Annotated in this window: 16 protein-coding genes; 13 read left to right on the top strand and 3 right to left on the bottom strand. The window is 65.3% G+C overall.

Annotated features, from left to right (window positions below):
• The first annotated feature begins 6 nt into the window (after window positions 1–6).
• The 3 genes from BN3560_RS06145 to BN3560_RS06135 all read left to right on the top strand — a co-directional run bounded on the left by BN3560_RS06145 (window position 7) and on the right by BN3560_RS06135 (window position 3527).
• Complete coding sequence (locus BN3560_RS06145; protein WP_096227415.1) at window positions 7–1368, top strand: aspartate aminotransferase family protein; 1362 nt, start codon at window positions 7–9, stop codon at window positions 1366–1368.
• A 365-nt stretch (window positions 1369–1733) separates the two neighbouring features.
• Window positions 1734–3014 carry an O-acetylhomoserine aminocarboxypropyltransferase/cysteine synthase family protein gene (locus BN3560_RS06140; RefSeq protein WP_096227414.1) on the top strand — a complete coding sequence of 427 codons (1281 nt, stop codon included), beginning with the start codon at window positions 1734–1736 and terminating at the stop codon, window positions 3012–3014.
• A gap of 78 nt (window positions 3015–3092) precedes the next feature.
• Complete coding sequence (locus BN3560_RS06135) at window positions 3093–3527, top strand: hypothetical protein (RefSeq protein WP_096227413.1); 435 nt, start codon at window positions 3093–3095, stop codon at window positions 3525–3527.
• Window positions 3528–3579: 52 nt separating this feature from the next.
• Here the strand turns inward: BN3560_RS06135 and BN3560_RS06130 are convergent, their stop codons facing one another.
• The gene (locus BN3560_RS06130) at window positions 3580–4437 is read right to left on the bottom strand and encodes a ZIP family metal transporter (RefSeq protein ID WP_096227412.1); all 858 of its coding nucleotides are present in this window, start codon (window positions 4435–4437) and stop codon (window positions 3580–3582) included.
• A gap of 173 nt (window positions 4438–4610) precedes the next feature.
• Complete coding sequence (locus BN3560_RS06125; RefSeq protein WP_096227411.1) at window positions 4611–5669, bottom strand: ECF transporter S component; 1059 nt, start codon at window positions 5667–5669, stop codon at window positions 4611–4613.
• A 141-nt stretch (window positions 5670–5810) separates the two neighbouring features.
• Here BN3560_RS06125 and BN3560_RS06120 point away from each other — a divergent pair, with 141 nt between their 5' ends.
• From BN3560_RS06120 to BN3560_RS06105, 4 genes are all read left to right on the top strand, one after another.
• Window positions 5811–6095 carry a homocitrate synthase gene (locus BN3560_RS06120; RefSeq protein ID WP_087190233.1) on the top strand — a complete coding sequence of 95 codons (285 nt, stop codon included), beginning with the start codon at window positions 5811–5813 and terminating at the stop codon, window positions 6093–6095.
• Between the two features lie 439 nt (window positions 6096–6534).
• Window positions 6535–6969 carry a 50S ribosomal protein L13 gene (gene rplM, locus BN3560_RS06115; protein ID WP_087190232.1) on the top strand — a complete coding sequence of 145 codons (435 nt, stop codon included), beginning with the start codon at window positions 6535–6537 and terminating at the stop codon, window positions 6967–6969.
• Window positions 6970–6972: 3 nt separating this feature from the next.
• Window positions 6973–7365: a 30S ribosomal protein S9 gene (gene rpsI / locus BN3560_RS06110; RefSeq protein WP_041239129.1), complete on the top strand. Its 393-nt coding sequence runs from the start codon at window positions 6973–6975 to the stop codon at window positions 7363–7365.
• 99 nt (window positions 7366–7464) lie between these two features.
• On the top strand, window positions 7465–8004 hold the full coding sequence (locus BN3560_RS06105) for a GNAT family N-acetyltransferase (RefSeq protein ID WP_096227410.1): 540 nt from the start codon (window positions 7465–7467) through the stop codon (window positions 8002–8004).
• A 112-nt stretch (window positions 8005–8116) separates the two neighbouring features.
• Here BN3560_RS06105 and BN3560_RS06100 read toward each other — a convergent pair whose 3' ends face one another.
• A complete protein-coding gene (locus BN3560_RS06100) occupies window positions 8117–9025 on the bottom strand; it encodes a helix-turn-helix transcriptional regulator (RefSeq protein WP_096227409.1) in 909 nt (302 codons plus the stop codon).
• 132 nt (window positions 9026–9157) lie between these two features.
• Between BN3560_RS06100 and BN3560_RS06095 the strand changes: the two genes are divergently transcribed.
• The 6 genes from BN3560_RS06095 (at window position 9158) to BN3560_RS06070 (ending at window position 15760) form a co-directional block, all read left to right on the top strand.
• Window positions 9158–10234: an AbrB family transcriptional regulator gene (locus tag BN3560_RS06095; RefSeq protein WP_096227408.1), complete on the top strand. Its 1077-nt coding sequence runs from the start codon at window positions 9158–9160 to the stop codon at window positions 10232–10234.
• 1 nt (window position 10235) lies between these two features.
• Entirely contained in the window at window positions 10236–11252 is a 1017-nt protein-coding gene (locus BN3560_RS06090) for a type I glyceraldehyde-3-phosphate dehydrogenase (protein WP_096227407.1), read from the top strand.
• Window positions 11253–11274: 22 nt separating this feature from the next.
• Window positions 11275–11508: an ArsR/SmtB family transcription factor gene (locus BN3560_RS06085; RefSeq protein WP_197702176.1), complete on the top strand. Its 234-nt coding sequence runs from the start codon at window positions 11275–11277 to the stop codon at window positions 11506–11508.
• Between the two features lie 122 nt (window positions 11509–11630).
• On the top strand, window positions 11631–12491 hold the full coding sequence (nrfD, locus tag BN3560_RS06080) for an NrfD/PsrC family molybdoenzyme membrane anchor subunit (protein WP_157780554.1): 861 nt from the start codon (window positions 11631–11633) through the stop codon (window positions 12489–12491).
• Between the two features lie 27 nt (window positions 12492–12518).
• Window positions 12519–15074, top strand: coding sequence for a molybdopterin-dependent oxidoreductase (locus tag BN3560_RS06075; RefSeq protein WP_096227404.1), 2556 nt, complete (start codon window positions 12519–12521; stop codon window positions 15072–15074).
• Entirely contained in the window at window positions 15074–15760 is a 687-nt protein-coding gene (locus BN3560_RS06070; RefSeq protein WP_096227403.1) for a 4Fe-4S dicluster domain-containing protein, read from the top strand. The genes BN3560_RS06075 and BN3560_RS06070 overlap by 1 nt, the downstream gene beginning before the upstream one ends.

Here is a 15760-nt window from a genome sequence, read left to right as displayed (position 1 = left end):
GCGAAGATGGCAGAGGCAAGCGAAAACCCCGCCCGCACGCAGGAGTACGTGGAGCGCGACCGCGCCTGCATGGGTCCCACGGCGCGCATTCCCTACTACGACCTGGTGGTGGACCACGCACGCGGCGCGCTGCTCTACGACGTGGAGGGCAACGAGTACATCGACCTGCTGGCGGCGGCCACGTCGGCCAACGTGGGCCACTCGCACCCGGCGGTGGTGGAGGCCATCTGCGGGCAGGTGCAGAAGGTCATCCAGTGCTCGCCGGCCTACTTCTACCACGCGCCCGAGGTGGAGCTGGTGGAGAAGCTGGCCGCCATCGCGCCGGGCGACACGCCGAAGAAAGTGGTGTTCGGCACGTCGGGCTCCGACGCCAACGACGCCATCATCAAGTTCGCGCGCGCCTACACGGGACGGCCCTACGTGGTGTCGTTCCTGGGCGCCTACCACGGCTCCACCTACGGCTCGATGACGCTCTCGGCCCTCAGCCTGGGGATGCGCCGCAAGATGGGGCCCATGCTGCCGGGCATCTACCACATCCCGTACCCGGACGTGCAGAGCGCGGGCGTGGGGCACTTGAGCGAGCCGGAGCAGGCGGAGCACTTCATGCGCCCGCTGCGTGAGATGTGCGAGACGTACCTGCCGGCCGACGAGATAGCCTGCATCGTGATGGAGCCCATCGCGGGCGACGCCGGCATCATCGTGCCGCCGCAGGCCTACGTGGACGCGCTCACCGCGTTCTGCCGCGAGAACGGCATCCTGTTCGCCGTGGACGAGGTCAACCAGGGCATGGGCCGCACGGGGAAGTGGTGGGGCATCGAGCAGTTCGGCGTGGAGCCCGACCTCATGTCGGTGGGGAAGTCGCTGGCCAGCGGCCTGCCGCTGTCGGCCATCGTGGGCAAAGCCGACATCATGGACAGCCTGAGCTTCCCGGCGCACATCTTCACCACCAGCGGCAACCCCGTGTGCTGCGCGGCCGCGCTCGCCACCATCGACGTCATCGAGCGCGAGGGGCTGCTCGAGCGCGGGGCCCAGCTGGGCGCCTACGCAAAGGAGCGCTTCGAGGACATGGCCGCCCGCCACGCTATCGTGGGCGGCGTGCACGGCATCGGGCTCAATCTGGGCATCGACATCGTGCGCCCGGAGACGGGCGAGAAGTGCGCGCTCGACGCGCTCAAGGTGGTGTACCGCGCGTTCGAGGAGGGCGTGGTCATCATCTGCATGGCGGAATCGGTGCTGCGCTTCCAGCCGCCGCTCGTCATCGAGCGCGAGCAGCTGGACCGCGCGCTCGACGTGCTCGACCGCGTGATCGGCGAGGTGGAGGCCGGCCTGGTGCCCGACAGCATCGTGCCCGAAGGCAAGGGCTGGTAGAACGCGTTCCGGCAACCCCGCGGCTGCAACGAACGCCTGGATGTTTCACGTGAAACATCCAGGCGTTTGAGTACATGCGTCCGTTTTGTTATCCTGAGCGTAGGCGGCGAAGCCGCCGTAGTCGAAGGATCTTCGACCAAGCGAGGCGCCCGTTGCCGAAGATCCTGCGACTCGCTTCGCTCGCTCATGATGACAAAGAGGGTCGGCATTTCTCGCTCAGGATGACAGTACGCGTAATATCGATAGCTCCGTTATCGTTCTAAGCGATAACATAGTATCGGAAACTCGGCACTACCGGACGCGTCGCCGCTGCCCCTATAATGATCCGGACACTTCGAACCCCCGGATCCACCAAGGAGCACCCCATGAGCGAGTCCATCGGAACCACCTGCGTGCAAGGCGGCTACCGGCCCGGCGACGGCGAGCCGCGCCAGATCCCCATCTATCAGTCCACCACCTGGAAGTACGACACGAGCGAGCACATGGGCAAGCTCTTCGACCTCGAGGAGTCGGGCTACTTCTACACGCGCCTCGCCAACCCCACGAACGACTTCGTGGCGGCCAAGATCGCCGAGCTCGAGGGCGGCGCGGCGGCCATGCTCACGTCGTCGGGCCAGGCGGCAAACTTCTTCGCCGTGTTCAACATCGCGGGCTGCGGCGACCACGTGGTGGCGTCGTCGGCCCTGTACGGCGGCACGTACAACCTGTTCGCCGTCACTATGAAGCGCATGGGCGTGGAGTTCACCTTCGTCGCGCCCGACTGCTCCGACGATGAGCTCGAGGCCGCGTTCCGCCCCAACACGAAGGCCGTCTTCGGCGAGACGGTGGCCAACCCCGCGCTCACGGTGCTCGACATCGAGCGTTTCGCGCAGGCGGCCCACGCGCACGGCGTGCCGCTCATCGTGGATAACACGTTCCCCACGCCGGTGAACTGCCGCCCCATCGAGTGGGGCGCCGACATCGTCACGCACTCCACCACCAAGTACATGGACGGTCACGGCGCGAGCGTGGGCGGGGCCATCGTGGATGCCGGCCGCTTCGACTGGCTTGCGCATGCCGAAAGGTTCCCGGGCCTCACGCAACCCGACGAGAGCTACCACGGCGTGGTGTACGCCGAGCGCTTCGGGCTGGAAGGTGCGTTCATCACGAAGGCCACGGCCCAGCTCATGCGCGACTTCGGCTGCTCGCAGTCGCCGCAGAGCGCCTACCTCATCAACCTGGGGCTCGAGAGCCTGCACCTGCGCATGGCGCAGCACAACAAGAACGGTTTGGCGCTGGCCGAGCACCTGGCTGCGCACCCGAAGGTCGCGTGGGTGCGCTACCCCGGCCTGCCGGGCGACTCCCAGCACGAGCTGGCGCAGAAGTACCTGCCCGGCGGCGCGAGCGGCGTGGTGAGCTTCGGCGTGGCCGGCGGGCGCGCGGCGGCCGAGGCGTTCATGGCCAACCTCAAGCTGGCGCAGATCGCCACGCACGTGGCCGACGCGCGCACCTGCGTGCTGCACCCGGCCAACGCCACGCATCGCCAGATGAACGACGCCGAGCTGGCCGCCGCCGGCATCACGCCCGACCTCATCCGCCTCTCGTGCGGCATCGAGGCCACCGAGGACCTGATCGCGGACGTCGACCAGGCGCTCGCGGCGGTGTGACGCGACCGTGGTATAATAGCGGCTCAAGGAAATCCCGCGAGCAGAGTCGTAACGAGAACTCGATCACGGAGGTGCCCCATGAGCCGCAAGAAGCTGTATGCGCGTGTCGGAATCGGCGTGGGGGCGGTGGCTCTTCTGACATGCGTTTTCCTCGTGGCCATGGCCGTCGGCGACCTCGGCCGTCTTCGCCAGGGCATCGAGAAGGGCTTCGATCTGCGCGGCTCCTACCAGCTTCCCGAAAGCCGCGGCGAGTACCTCTCGTTCCAGGTGTTCGACGAGGAGCGCACATGGGAGGCGTGGAACGGCGGCGAGGCGAAGCCGGCCAGGGGCACCATCGGCGCAACCGATGATCCGAACTGCTACCTGCTGCTTGACGAGGCCGGTGCCGAGGCGGGGTGGGTGCACCTCGCCGTCGCCGACTGCGATGGCACGGGCACGCTCTACGTGCGCTATGGCGACGGCAACCTTGTGGAAATGCGCAAGGTGAGCACCGCCCCGCTTTACTTCAAGTGAAAACCAGAGGGCGGCGGCCTGGCAGCAGGGTGATTTGCGTGCCCGCAGGCGCCTAGTAGTAGATGATGAGCAGTCCCAGCAGGATGCCCACGATGACGAAGAACGTGGGCAGCTTGCTGCGGTACATGAGCACCGACTGCGGGATGATCTCGCCGAACACCACGTACAGCATGGCGCCGCTCGCGAAGCCGAGCGACAGCGACAGCCCCAGGGGCCCGATGTCGCCCAGCCAGTAACCAAGCCACGCGCCCAGCACGGTGGGGAGGCCGCATGCGGCCGTGGCTGCGACAGCGCGCACGCGCGACATGCCGCCGTTGATGAGCGGAACCGACACGGCCATGCCCTCGGGGATGTTGTGCAGGCCAATGAGCACGGCCATGATCATGCCGGTGCCCAGCAGCAGGTTGTCCGATGCCACGAAGCTCGCGCCGATGGTCATGCCCTCGGGCACGTTGTGCAGCGCGATGGCGCAGGCCATGACGATGCCGGCCACGAACAGGGCCATCTTCGAGTCATCGCGCTTGCGGTGCTCGGCCAAGTGGTCGGCATGGATGAGCTCGTCGAGGTCGTCGTGCGTTTTGGGGTGCGACTTCCTCGCCACATGGGGCACCTCGTGCCGCGTGCGCCGGTCGATGGCCAGGTTCAGCCCGTACACCACGGCCACGCCCGCGATGACGGCCCCCGCCGCAACGAGCACGGCCTGGCTGGTGAACGTCTCCGCCGCTTCGACGGATTCGGTGAGCAGGTCGAAGCATACGATGGAGAGCATGATGCCGCCTGCGAACGACAGCAGCAGGCTCACGGTGCGGTTCGATTCGCTTCTGAACAGCGCGCCCACGATGCCGCCCAACCCCGTGCCGCCCGCTCCGGCAACGAGCGTGACGACGGTGATGAACACGAACGGGTCCATGATTCCCCTCTACCCCTGAAGGCGCCCGCATCAGCAGGGCGTCGTTGGCTCTCTCGTCGGGAACCATGATAGCAAAGTCGGCTCACAGAGTTAACGGCGTCCAACTATTTCCTATCGCCAGGAGAACCCGCATCCGTAGATCCTCCTGGCGATGCTTGCGGGCGTGCCGGCAGTTATGCTGCCTCCGATAGGCCTTCCCAAGCGTCATCCTCGCCTTCGCCCGGTTCCTGCGCGCCGGAGCCGCCGACGCTCCCGTTGTCGCCGCCCACCTTGACGACGTTCGCCAGCGCCGCTGCGACGGCCGCGGGGTCGGCCTTCGACAGGACGTCGGTACCGTCCTCGACCGTGCATCCCGAACAGCCGCGCGTGCGCTTCGCGTCCAGCGCGTCCTGCACGGTGCCGGAGTAGATGGTCCCCGAGTTCTTGAGGTGCTGGCAATCGGGATTGAAGTGGTACACCTCGCCGAACGGCGTCCAGTAGGCCAGCCCGTCGTCGGAGAGCACCGCCGCGCCCGCCTCGGCCTGGTCGAGATCCTCCTGCGTGGCCGGATGGTAGTCGATGCCGCTCGCCACGGCGGCCACGAGCGCGATGGCCGCCACGATGGCGCCCGCCTTCTTCGTGCCCTTGTCCAGGTCCTTGTTCGTCAGCAACAGCAGGATGACGGGGGCGAACGCGATGGCGGCGACGATGACGCCCAGGTCGGTCTGCACCCAGTAGGACAGCTTGTTCTCCTTGGAGGCCGGCGCGAGGTGGTTCGCGCGCTTCCACAGCTGCGAGCCTATGACCACCATCACGAGGTCGACCACGAGGAAGATGATGAGCCACGTCGAAGCACCCGGGCCGGGCAGGAACAGCGTGCCGTTCATCACGAGCACGGCCATTATCTCGCATACGATGCCCAGCACCCAAAGCACCGCGGCCCCGATGCGGAAGGGAAGCGCCGACCCGTTGCGGGCAGAGTGCATCTCCTCGCGCGCGGCCTGGTTGGCCTCGGCGCCCGAGCCGCCTTGGTGCGGGTGCGCGATGGCCTTGCCGGTCTTGGCGTCGACGAACGTGCGCTCCTTCGGCTCCTTCTTGGCGGGATGCTCCGCCGCAGGCTCGGCTGTCGCGGCCCCATTCTCGGCTACCGCCTCCTTACCGGATGCGGGCTCCGGCGCGGGCTTCTTCGCCTTCGGCTTCGCAGCTGCCTTCGTTTCCTCGGCGGCCTCTTCGTCGTGCTTCTTCGTAGTCATGCGATCCCTGTCTCCTTGCGGTTCAATCTATGGTTGAACTGGGCCTTTGCCCGTATCCCCTCGCGCATCCCATTATAATTCCCACAGTGGAAAAGCAGGTTTTCCCTGTGGGGGTGCAAGCATTAGTTGAAAGAGGAAGCCATGGGCGTGGACGTGCAGGAGATCGTGGGACAACTGGTGAAATCGGCCGCGGAAGACCCGGACAGCCTCAAGCAGTTCGGCGTGGACCCGGCCGCCGCCATCAAGGGTGCCACGGGCCTCGATCTGAGCGAGGAGCAGGTAGCCGACGTGGTGAAGGCCGTCGAGCCGCTGCTGGAGGGCAAGGAGCTGAACCTGGACGCCGTCATGAAGGCCGCCGGCGACTTCCTCGGCAACGACCCGAGCGCCCTTCTCGGCAAGTTGGGTGGTTTGTTCGACGGGAAGTAGAGGTTTGTCGCAATTCGGAGCAGCGCATTTCGGGGAAGGAGCGTTGGCCGGATCGTCGAGGGACGCTGTCCTCGGATACCCTCCGCCATCCGAAAAAACTTTTGAATATTTCTGCAGATCGCGACGAATGCGGAGGTTTTCCGTTGACTTCGCGAACGGCTCCGACATACAATGCAAAGGTTCGCTTTCAAAAGCCCCGTGCATGCAGCGAAAACGGAGACGCAGACAAAGGAGTCCAGGCCCGAGTCGCGTGTCGGCGTAGGAACCCGACGGTCCGTCCCACCTGCACTTTTGAAAACCGACGTGTCGCTTCCGCACTAAGGACGACTGCCGGAGAGGCCCTGCCTCGAAGGGAATCGCCCGGACGCGTGGAGAGCGGTGATCCCGGCGGGCGCGTTTGCGCGCACGGCGGAATGAAGGATTATTTGGAGGAAGCTAAGTGAAGACGTATTACGCGAAGCCCCAGGAAGTTGAGCGCGAATGGGTCTTGATCGACGCTGCGGACCAGGTTCTGGGCCGCGTCGCCGTGAAGGCCGCGCACATCCTGAAGGGCAAGCACAAGCCGCAGTACACCCCGCATGTCGACACCGGCGACTTCGTTGTCATCATCAACGCGGACAAGATTCGCGTGACCGGCAACAAGGCCGAGGACAAGCGCTACTACCGCCACAGCGGTTTCCCGGGCGGCTTGAAGTCCGAGACCTTCAACGAGGCCATGGCGAAGCATCCCGAGCGCGTGATCGAGCATGCCGTGAAGGGCATGCTGCCGAAGAACACGCTGGGCCGTGCCATGGGCAAGAAGCTCAAGGTCTACACCGGTGCGGAGCATCCGCACATGGCTCAGCAGCCCCGCGAGATCAAGATGGAGGGTTAAACAATGGCAGGTGAAGCTTTGTACTACGGCACCGGCCGTCGTAAGAACGCCGTCGCTCGCGTGCGTCTCGTTCCCGGCACCGGCAAGGTTACCATCAACGGCCGCGAGGCCCTGCAGTACTTCGGCCGCGAGGCGCTGGTGAACTACGCGCTCACGCCGTTCAAGGTGACCGACACGATGGACCACTTCGACGTCATCGCCCGCATCGACGGCGGCGGCATCTCGGGCCAGTCCGGCGCGCTGCGCCACGGCATCGCCCGCGCCCTGCTTGCGGCCGGCGACTACCGCGCCGAGCTCAAGAAGGCCGGCTACCTCACGCGCGACGCCCGTATGGTGGAGCGCAAGAAGTACGGCCTGAAGAAGGCCCGCAAGCGCCCGCAGTTCAGCAAGCGCTAGGATCGCGCTGCCGAGCAGCACGTTTTCTGCAAGCCCGCTTCCCCTTGCCGGGAGGCGGGCTTTTTCACATCACGGGGACGCCAGGGGAAGGAGCCGCGCATGGCAACGGTTCGGAAAGCGAGGGCCGATGAGGCCGACCAGGTGCTGGATTTCTACACGCGCATGATCGACGGGATGCGCGGCACAGAGTTCGACGTGTGCTGGGAGCACGACGTGCACCCGACGCGGGCGTTCCTGCGCGCTTCGACCGAGGCGGGCGAGGTGCTGGTGGTCGAGGCGCCCGGAACCGGGGCCGACGGGCCGCGCTTCGCCGCTGCCCTGGTGCTGAACGCGGAGTGCGACCCCGGCTACGACCAGGTGCGCTGGCAGGTGGATGCCGCACCCGACGAGGTGCTGGTGGTTCACGTGCTGGCCACGCTGCCGCAGTTCCACGGCCGCGGGTACGCGCGCCAGCTCTTGGAGGGCGCCATCGCAGCCGCGCGCGAGGCGGGCGCGAAGGCGCTGCGGTTGGACACCTTCACCACCAACGGGCGGGCCCAGGGGCTCTACGAGTCGTGCGGCTTCGCGAACTGCGGCGTCTACGAGGACTTCTACCCCCACCTCGGCCGCGCCGGCGTCCTGTACGAGTTCGCGCTGTAGCGGAGGGCGCCTGCCGGCCCAACGGATTCGCCGAGCGCCGAAGCGCTTGAGCGCTCAAGTTCGCGGATTCGAATCTCCGAACTCCGCGATTCCGGGCAGGCCCTTCTCTCTGCTATCCAATCCACACGATGCGGCCCATGTCCGAGGTGTCGTAACCGCCGAGGCCGGCGAACTCCTCGCGGAGCAGGCCCGACTCCAACACGCCCATCATGGCCTGTACCGGTCGTGAGTCGAAGTTCTCCCGTTTCACCACTAGGTCGTAACGCTCTTTTTGCAAAGGGACGAAGTCGATGCCCTCCACCTGCCGCGCTATCTTCTCGCTGCCCACGGCCACGTCGCCCCGGCCGCGCGCCACGCTGCTGGCCACCGCGATATGGGACTGCGTCTCGGTGCCGTACCCCTCGATGGACGACGGCTCCGCGCCGAGGAGGCGGACGTGCTCGTCCAAAAGCACGCGCGAGCCTGCGCCCTTCTCGCGGTTGACCAGGCGCACGCCCGGCCGCAGCAGGTCCTCCCATGTCCGCAGGTTCTTCGGGTTTCCCTTCGCCACATAAAAGCCCTGCATGCGGTAGGTGAGGTTCACCACCACCACGGCAACGCCGGGGAGCAGCTTCCTCACGTAGGGGACGTTGTACTCGCCGGTCTCGCCGTCCCAGAGATGCGACGAAGCCACCTGCACGCGATCTTTGTACAGGTCTGCGAGCGCATCGTAGCTGCCAATGTAGGCGCGCAGCGACTCGATGCCCGTCTGGGCCACGTAGTTCGACAACACGTCGAGGATGATGTCTTGGCCGCATATCACGAATCGTTCGCGGCTTGCGGGCGCGGTTGCGAGCCCCGCCGTGGGCGCCGCCTTCGAGCGTGCGATGTAGGCCTGCACGTCGGCGTAGGTGAACCGCAGCTTCCGGCCCACTTTATAGGAGCCGAGCTCGCCTTTGTCCTTCAGGGCGTAGACGGTGTTGCGTCCCACCTGGAGTATCTCTGCCACATCGTCGACGGTGAGCGCCTCGTCGTTCCTCATGCTGCCTCGTTTCTGCGAGATGGGGCGAGGCGGGATGAAAGGGGACGAATGCGAGCCCGCAGATACCACCTCGTTTGCCTGCGTCCGATACGGCGATTATACTCCTACGAGAATTGAAGGGAAGGGGAAGGGATGGAGGTACCGGTTGCGCGGTTGCTCGCCACGCTGGCCGTGGGCGTGTGCTGCGGGCTGCTGTTCAAAAAGCTTAAGGTTCCGGCTGGGTACCTGATAGGTGCCTTCGCGGGCGTGGCCGTGATGAGCGTGGCGACGGGTCTCGCTTGGCTGCCCTCCGGTACGCGGACGGCTGTGCAGATCGTTGCCGGAGCGTTCGTGGGCTGCTCCCTCGAGCGGAGCGACCTCGCCCGCATGCGGGGCTTCGTGAAGCCGGTTCTGCTCATGCTGGCGTCGTTCCTCGTGCTGAACCTGGCGCTGGGTTTCGCCATCTGGGCGGCATCGCCGCTCGACCTTGTGACGTCGCTCATGTGCGCGGTGCCGGGCGGCATCAACGACACGCCCATCGTGGCAGCCGACATGGGAGCGGACGCGCCCGCCGTCACCATCATGCAGCTCATACGCCAGGTGCTGGGCATTGGCGCGTTCCCCCTCATGATCGCGGCGTTCGACCGGCTGCGCACCGCGCAGGGCCATCCCGATCCCGGCAACCGCACCTCCGCTTCCCACGCCAAGCGCGCCAAGTCGAAGCAGAGGTCGGCGGCGTCCACGGTGGCAGCGCTCGGTGTTGCGGTGGTGGCGGGCCTGCTGGGCAAGGCAACGGGCATCCCCGGCCTCACCTTCACCGCGTCCATCCTGGCCGTGCTCGTGCTGAAGCTGGCCTTCGACTTCGCCTACCTTCCCAAGGGGGTGAAGAAGTGCTGCCAGCTGGTGGCGGGGTGCTATCTGGGCACGCTGCTCACGGCGCAGGGGCTTGCAGGGCTGGTCGACCTCGCGGTGCCGGCGCTCATCCTGGTTGCCGGGTACACGGCAAACTGCTTCGGGGCGGGTTGGCTGGAAAGCAGGCTGTTCGGCTACGGGCGCAAGGAGGGCATGCTCATCGCGTCGCCGGCCGGGGCGTCGGACATGGCGCTTATCATCGACGACCTCAACGTGAAGAACACCGACGTGGTGATCATGCAGGTGGTGCGGGCCGCTGTTGTCATGGCGCTCTTCCCGCAGGTCGTTAATCTGATAGGCTATTTCATAGGAGGATAGCATGGAGAAGAAACGCATCGCAGTAAACGGGCTGGGCCGCATCGGGAGGCTGGCGCTGCGCAAGCTGGCGTGCGACGAGCGGTTCGAGGTGGTGGCCGTGAACGACGTGGCCCCTATGGAAACCGTTGCCTACCTGCTGCGCCACAGCTCGGAGCACGGCGCGTTCGATGCGGCTGGGCGGGTGGGGTACGCCAATGGAGCGCTCGTGCTGGGCGTTGCGCAGATTACGGCCTTCCGCGAGGCGGACGCGGCGCGGCTGCCTTGGCATGACCTTGGCGTGGACCTCGTTCTGGAGTGCTCGGGTGCCTACACCTCCCGCGCGAAGGCGGAGGCGCATCTGAGCGCGGGGGCGGGCCGGGTGCTCGTGTCGGCAGCCGTCGGCAGTGACGTTCCCACCGTCGTGTTCGGCATCAACGAGGATACCGTGGACCCGCAGGATTCCATCGTATCGGGGGCGTCCTGCTCAACGGTGGGCCTCGCACCGCTCGCTCGCGCACTCAACGAGATCGCGCCCATCGAGCATGGCGTGTCCACCACCATTCATGCACTCACGCCAACTCAGATGGCGCTTGACGACCCGCAGGCGAAGGGCAACCTGCGCCGGTCGCGCACCGCCTCCACGAACATCATCCCCACGAGTGCGGCCGCCGCCCAGGCGGTGGGCCTTGTGGTGCCCGAGCTGGCAGGCAGGCTGTCCGGTTCGGCCATCAGGGTTCCCGTCACTCGCGGCAGCCTTATCACGCTCTACGCCTGCGTGCGGGCCGCCTCGCTCACAGCCGAGGGGCTGAACGCGGCCATGCGCGAGCGTGCGAACAACCTGTTCGCGTACACCGACGAGGAGCTGGTGTCCTCGGACATCGCCGGGACGGAGTACGAGTCGATCTTCGACGCGACCCAGACCAAGGTGGCGAAGGCGTCAGAGGGCCGCTATCTGGTGGAAGTGGCGGCCTGGTTTGACAACGAGACCTCGTATGTGGCGCACTTCGCCAAGCTGGCAGCGCATTTGTGCGGCGTATGAGCCCATGCGCAAGGGATATTGCTTGCTGTCCGACGCGAACCGCTTGAAGATCGTGACGATGATCTCCCAGCGGGGCGAGTTGTGCGCTTGCAAGATATTGGATGAGCTGGGCATCGCGCAGCCGACGCTCTCCCATCATATGAAAGTGCTTTGCTCGTGCGGCCTGGTGAAGTGCCGCAAGGAGGGCAAGTGGATGCACTACTCGCTCGCAACCGAGGTCGTAGCAGAACTGAGGCGCTTCGTCGATTCCCTCTAACGCGCTCGCCATACGGTGTCGGGGAAACTCTGACAGAGAATCAGAGTTTCGATGATACCCAGCTTCCCTTGAATTTCGCATGATGGAACCAGCGTTTCCTGACGATGCGAAAGGGGAAGGATATGGATTATTCCAGTCTATGGGACGTGCGTATTTTCTTGGACCTGTTCTTAGGGGGTATCGGCGTCGGCATCTTCCTGTTCATGGCGTTCGGCTACGGGGAAAGGGATGCGAGGCGCCTCTCCACGCTCAGAATCGGCGCAATCGCCTCTCTGGCCTTGGTCGGGGCAGGTGCCCTCTGCCTGGTGAGCGAGCTCGGCCGGCCGTTCGGCATCCTGTCGACGGTGACGGGGTTCAATGCGACCTCGGTGACTTCATGGGGCGGCGTGCTGCAGGTGGCGTTCCTGCTTGTGGACGCTGCGCTCTGCGCGATGCTCTTCGTCCGCAAGGGCGCGCTGCTCGACGGCGTTGCGTTCAAGGTCGTCGGCGCGGCGGGCGTCGGGTTCGCCGCGCTCGTGCTCGCATACCACGGTCTCGTGCTCAACTCGGTCGGCCGGGGGCTCTGGGCCGACGCGCTCATCATTCCGCTGTTCATGACGTCATCGGTGCTCGCCGGTGGCGCGGCGGCGGCCGCTATCGGGCGACTGGCGGGCGCGGATGCATCCGCCGGTGAGGCGAAGTTCGTGTCGGCTTCATCGCTGGCCGTTGCGGTGCTGATGCTCGCCTTCGGCTTCACGGTGGCCCCGGCCGGGGCCGATGCGGCCTTCTGCTACGACGTCATGATGGCCCAATCCGGCATGGTCTGGTGGCTGGTCGCCTTCGGCGTGGGGGCCGTCGTGCCGTTGGTGCTATCGGTCGTGGCGCTCGCGAAACCCCGTGCGCAGGGGACGGCCCTGTTCCTTGTCATAGCCGTTTGCGCCCTTGCGGGCAGCTTCGCCTGCAAGTTCCTGCTGGCTTCGACCGCACAGATACTCATCGGCTAAACGCACCTCGGAAAGGAGCTGCATAGTATGAAAACCAACATCACGCGCCGCGGATTCGTCCAGGCTACGGCTGCGACCGCAGCGGCGGCCGCATTGGCGGGGCCGACGCTGCGCGCCTTCGCCGAGGCGCCGTCCGAAAACGCCGCGAAGGCCGAGGAAGGAGGCAGGTGGGTGTCGTCCGCCTGCCAGGGCTGCACGTCGTGGTGCGCCGTGCAGGTGTACGTGGAGGACGGGCGTGCCGTCAAGGTGAAGGGCAACCCGAACTCGAAGGCGAACCGCGGCTTCATCTGCCCGCGTCCGCACCTGGCCATCCAGCAGCTGTACGACCCCGATAGGCTCAAGGGTCCCATGAAGCGCACGAACCCGAACAAGGGCCGCGACGAAGACCCGGGCTTCGTTCCCATCAGCTGGGACGAGGCGGCCGAGACGATAGCCGAGAAGCTCATGGAGCTGCGGCAGACGGGAGAGACGCACAAGTTCATGTTCCTCAAGGGCCGCTCCACCAACAACACCGACGTGCTCTTCAAAGCGCTGCCCCAGATCTATGGGACCCGCAACTGCTTCGCCCACTCGACGATATGCGCCGAGGCGGAGAAGCTCGGGGCCGGTGTGACCGAGGGCTATTGGGACTACCGCGACTACGACGTGGCGAACACACGGTATTTCATCATGTGGGGAACCGACCCCATCGCCTCGAACCGCCAGATCGCGAACATCAGCAACCATTTCGGGGACATGACCGACAACGCGACGGTGGCGGTCGTCGATCCGCGCCTCTCCGCTACGGCGGCGAAGGGCGACGAATGGCTTCCCGTCATCCCGGGCCAAGATGGGGCGCTGGCCTCTGCCATCGCGCACGTCATACTGGTCGAAGGGCTCTGGAACAGGGAATTTGTTGGCGATTTCACCGATGGCGAGAACCGTTTTACCGCGCGCGTGCAGGTTGACGAGGCAACGTTCGCCGAAAACCGCACGAACGGGCTGGTGAAGTGGTGGAACCTCGAGCTTTTCGATAAGACGCCAGAATGGGCCGAGCCGGTTTGCGGCATTCCGGCCGACCAGATATACCGCGTGGCCCGCGGCTTCGCGGCGGCCGCCCCGAACGCGACGTCTTGGATGTCGCCGGGCGTGGCCATGCAGGTACGCGGCGCCTACATGGCCATGGCCACCAACGCGCTCAACGGGCTCGTGGGCTCGGTGGAGAACGTAGGCGGCCCGAACCGCGCGCCCTCCGTGCCGGCGGGCAAGCTCCCGGACATCAAGCCTTACCAGGATGAAGTTGCCCAAGCGGGTGTCAAGCAGCCGTTTTTCGACCGGCGCGGCACATTCGATTTTCCGGCAGTTGCAAAGGGAAAGCTGCACGATCAGGTTGTCACGAACCGCATCGCAGACTGCCTGAACGAAGGCGAGCCGTACGATATCAAGGTGGCCATCTCCTATTGGAACAACTGGGTGTACTCGTGCACCGGCGCGCAGCGCTGGGAAGAAGCGCTCGCGAAGATCCCCTTCTTCGTGCACATCACGCTCAACCCCGCCGAGATGTCCCAGTTCGCCGACATCGTGCTGCCGGCGCGCCATCAGATGTTCGAGCGGTGGGGCTCGGTGACGAACAAGCAGGACCTCCACTCCTACACGGCGCTCGAGCAGCCGGTTGTCGAGCCCTTGTGGGACACGCTGACCGACGAGACCGAGATCGCGTGGCTCATTGCCGAGAAGCTTGCCGACAAGGGTTTTCCGAACGTGCTCAATTACTACCGGGAATGCTTCCATGACCCCGAGACCGATGCGGAGCCGCAAAGCGGCGAGGACCTGTCGCTTTTCGCCACGAAGCTGCTGACGAAACCGCTTTGGGATCCTTCGGCAGACAAGAAGGGCGGCGACGAGCTCTCCGGTTGGGACGAGTTCGTGGAGAAGGGCATATGGAACAGCAAGAGGCAGGGCTACCGAGAGCATTGGGACGACTTCGGCACCAAGACGGGCAAGTACGAGTTCTACAGCGAAACGCTTAAAAGCATTCTGGAGGAGCACGCCTCAGGGTTTGGGAAAACGGTAGACGAGCTGATGGATGAGCTGAACTACCAAGCGCGCGGCGAAATCGCCTTCGTGCCCCATTACGAGGAGGCGTTCCGTGAGGGTGACGAAGGGGAGTATCCCTTCATATTCAGCGAGCATCGCTCGCGCCTGAATCGCGAAGGGCGGACAGCGAACACCTCGTGGTACCAAGAGTTCAAGGACGTCGATCCGGGCGACGAGCCTTGGGACGATGTGCTCAAGATCAATCCGGCCGACTGCGAAGCCCTTGGGATAACGTCGGGAGATCCGATTCGCGTGACGTCGGTGCAGGGGTCGGTGGTCGTGCATGCCAAGGCGTGGGAGGGCACGCGCCCCGGCGTCGTGGTCAAGTGCTACGGGCAAGGCCACTGGGCGTACGGCCGCATCGCCACCAAGGATTATGCGGCGAAGGTGCCGCGCGGCGGCAACAACAACGAGATCATCCCGTCGAACTTCGAGCGCATCAGCTCGTCGACGACGCGCCACGGGGGCCTCGCCTGCGTGAAGATCGAGAAAGTTGAGGAAGCGTAATGACTCGCTATGGAATGGTGATCGATCTGCATAAGTGCGTCGGATGCGGCGCTTGCCAGATCGCCTGCAAGAAAGAGAACAACGTGGATACCGGCATGTTCTGGTCCCATCATATCATCGAGGAATCCGGCGTGTTTCCCCATGTGCGCCACGAGTACACCCCTACGATGTGCAATCATTGCGCCGATGCCGAGTGCGTGCGCGTCTGCCCGACGAGCGCCATGCACAAGGATGAAAACGGCCTCACGCTGCACGAGGCAAGCCGCTGCATCGGGTGCAAGAGCTGCATGATGGCGTGCCCCTACAACGCGGTCAGCTTCAATCGCAAGGACGTGCCGCGCTCGTGGGACGATGACGAGCCTGCCATTCCCGGCTGCACGTCAACCGCAAAGGAGCAACAGGAGAAGACGGGAGTGCCGGTTCCGTACTACAACAAGGATCGTGAGGCGACCTATCCCGGGGTGCGCGAAGTCGGCACCGTTGAGAAGTGCACGATGTGCGACCATCGGGTGAAGGATGGCCTCGTGCCCTACTGTGCCGAGGTCTGCCCGGCCCAGGCGCGCGTGTTCGGCGATCTCGGTGATCCAGAAAGCGATGCGTCTCGCCTGCTTGTACGCCATGGAGGCCAGGTGCTCAAGCCCGAGGCGGGCACTCATCCGGCTGTGTACTATATTCGGAGTTTCTAA

Source organism: Gordonibacter urolithinfaciens (assembly GCF_900199375.1).
GTDB classification, from domain to species: domain Bacteria; phylum Actinomycetota; class Coriobacteriia; order Coriobacteriales; family Eggerthellaceae; genus Gordonibacter; species Gordonibacter urolithinfaciens.
This window is presented reverse-complemented; position numbering and strand designations above follow the sequence as displayed.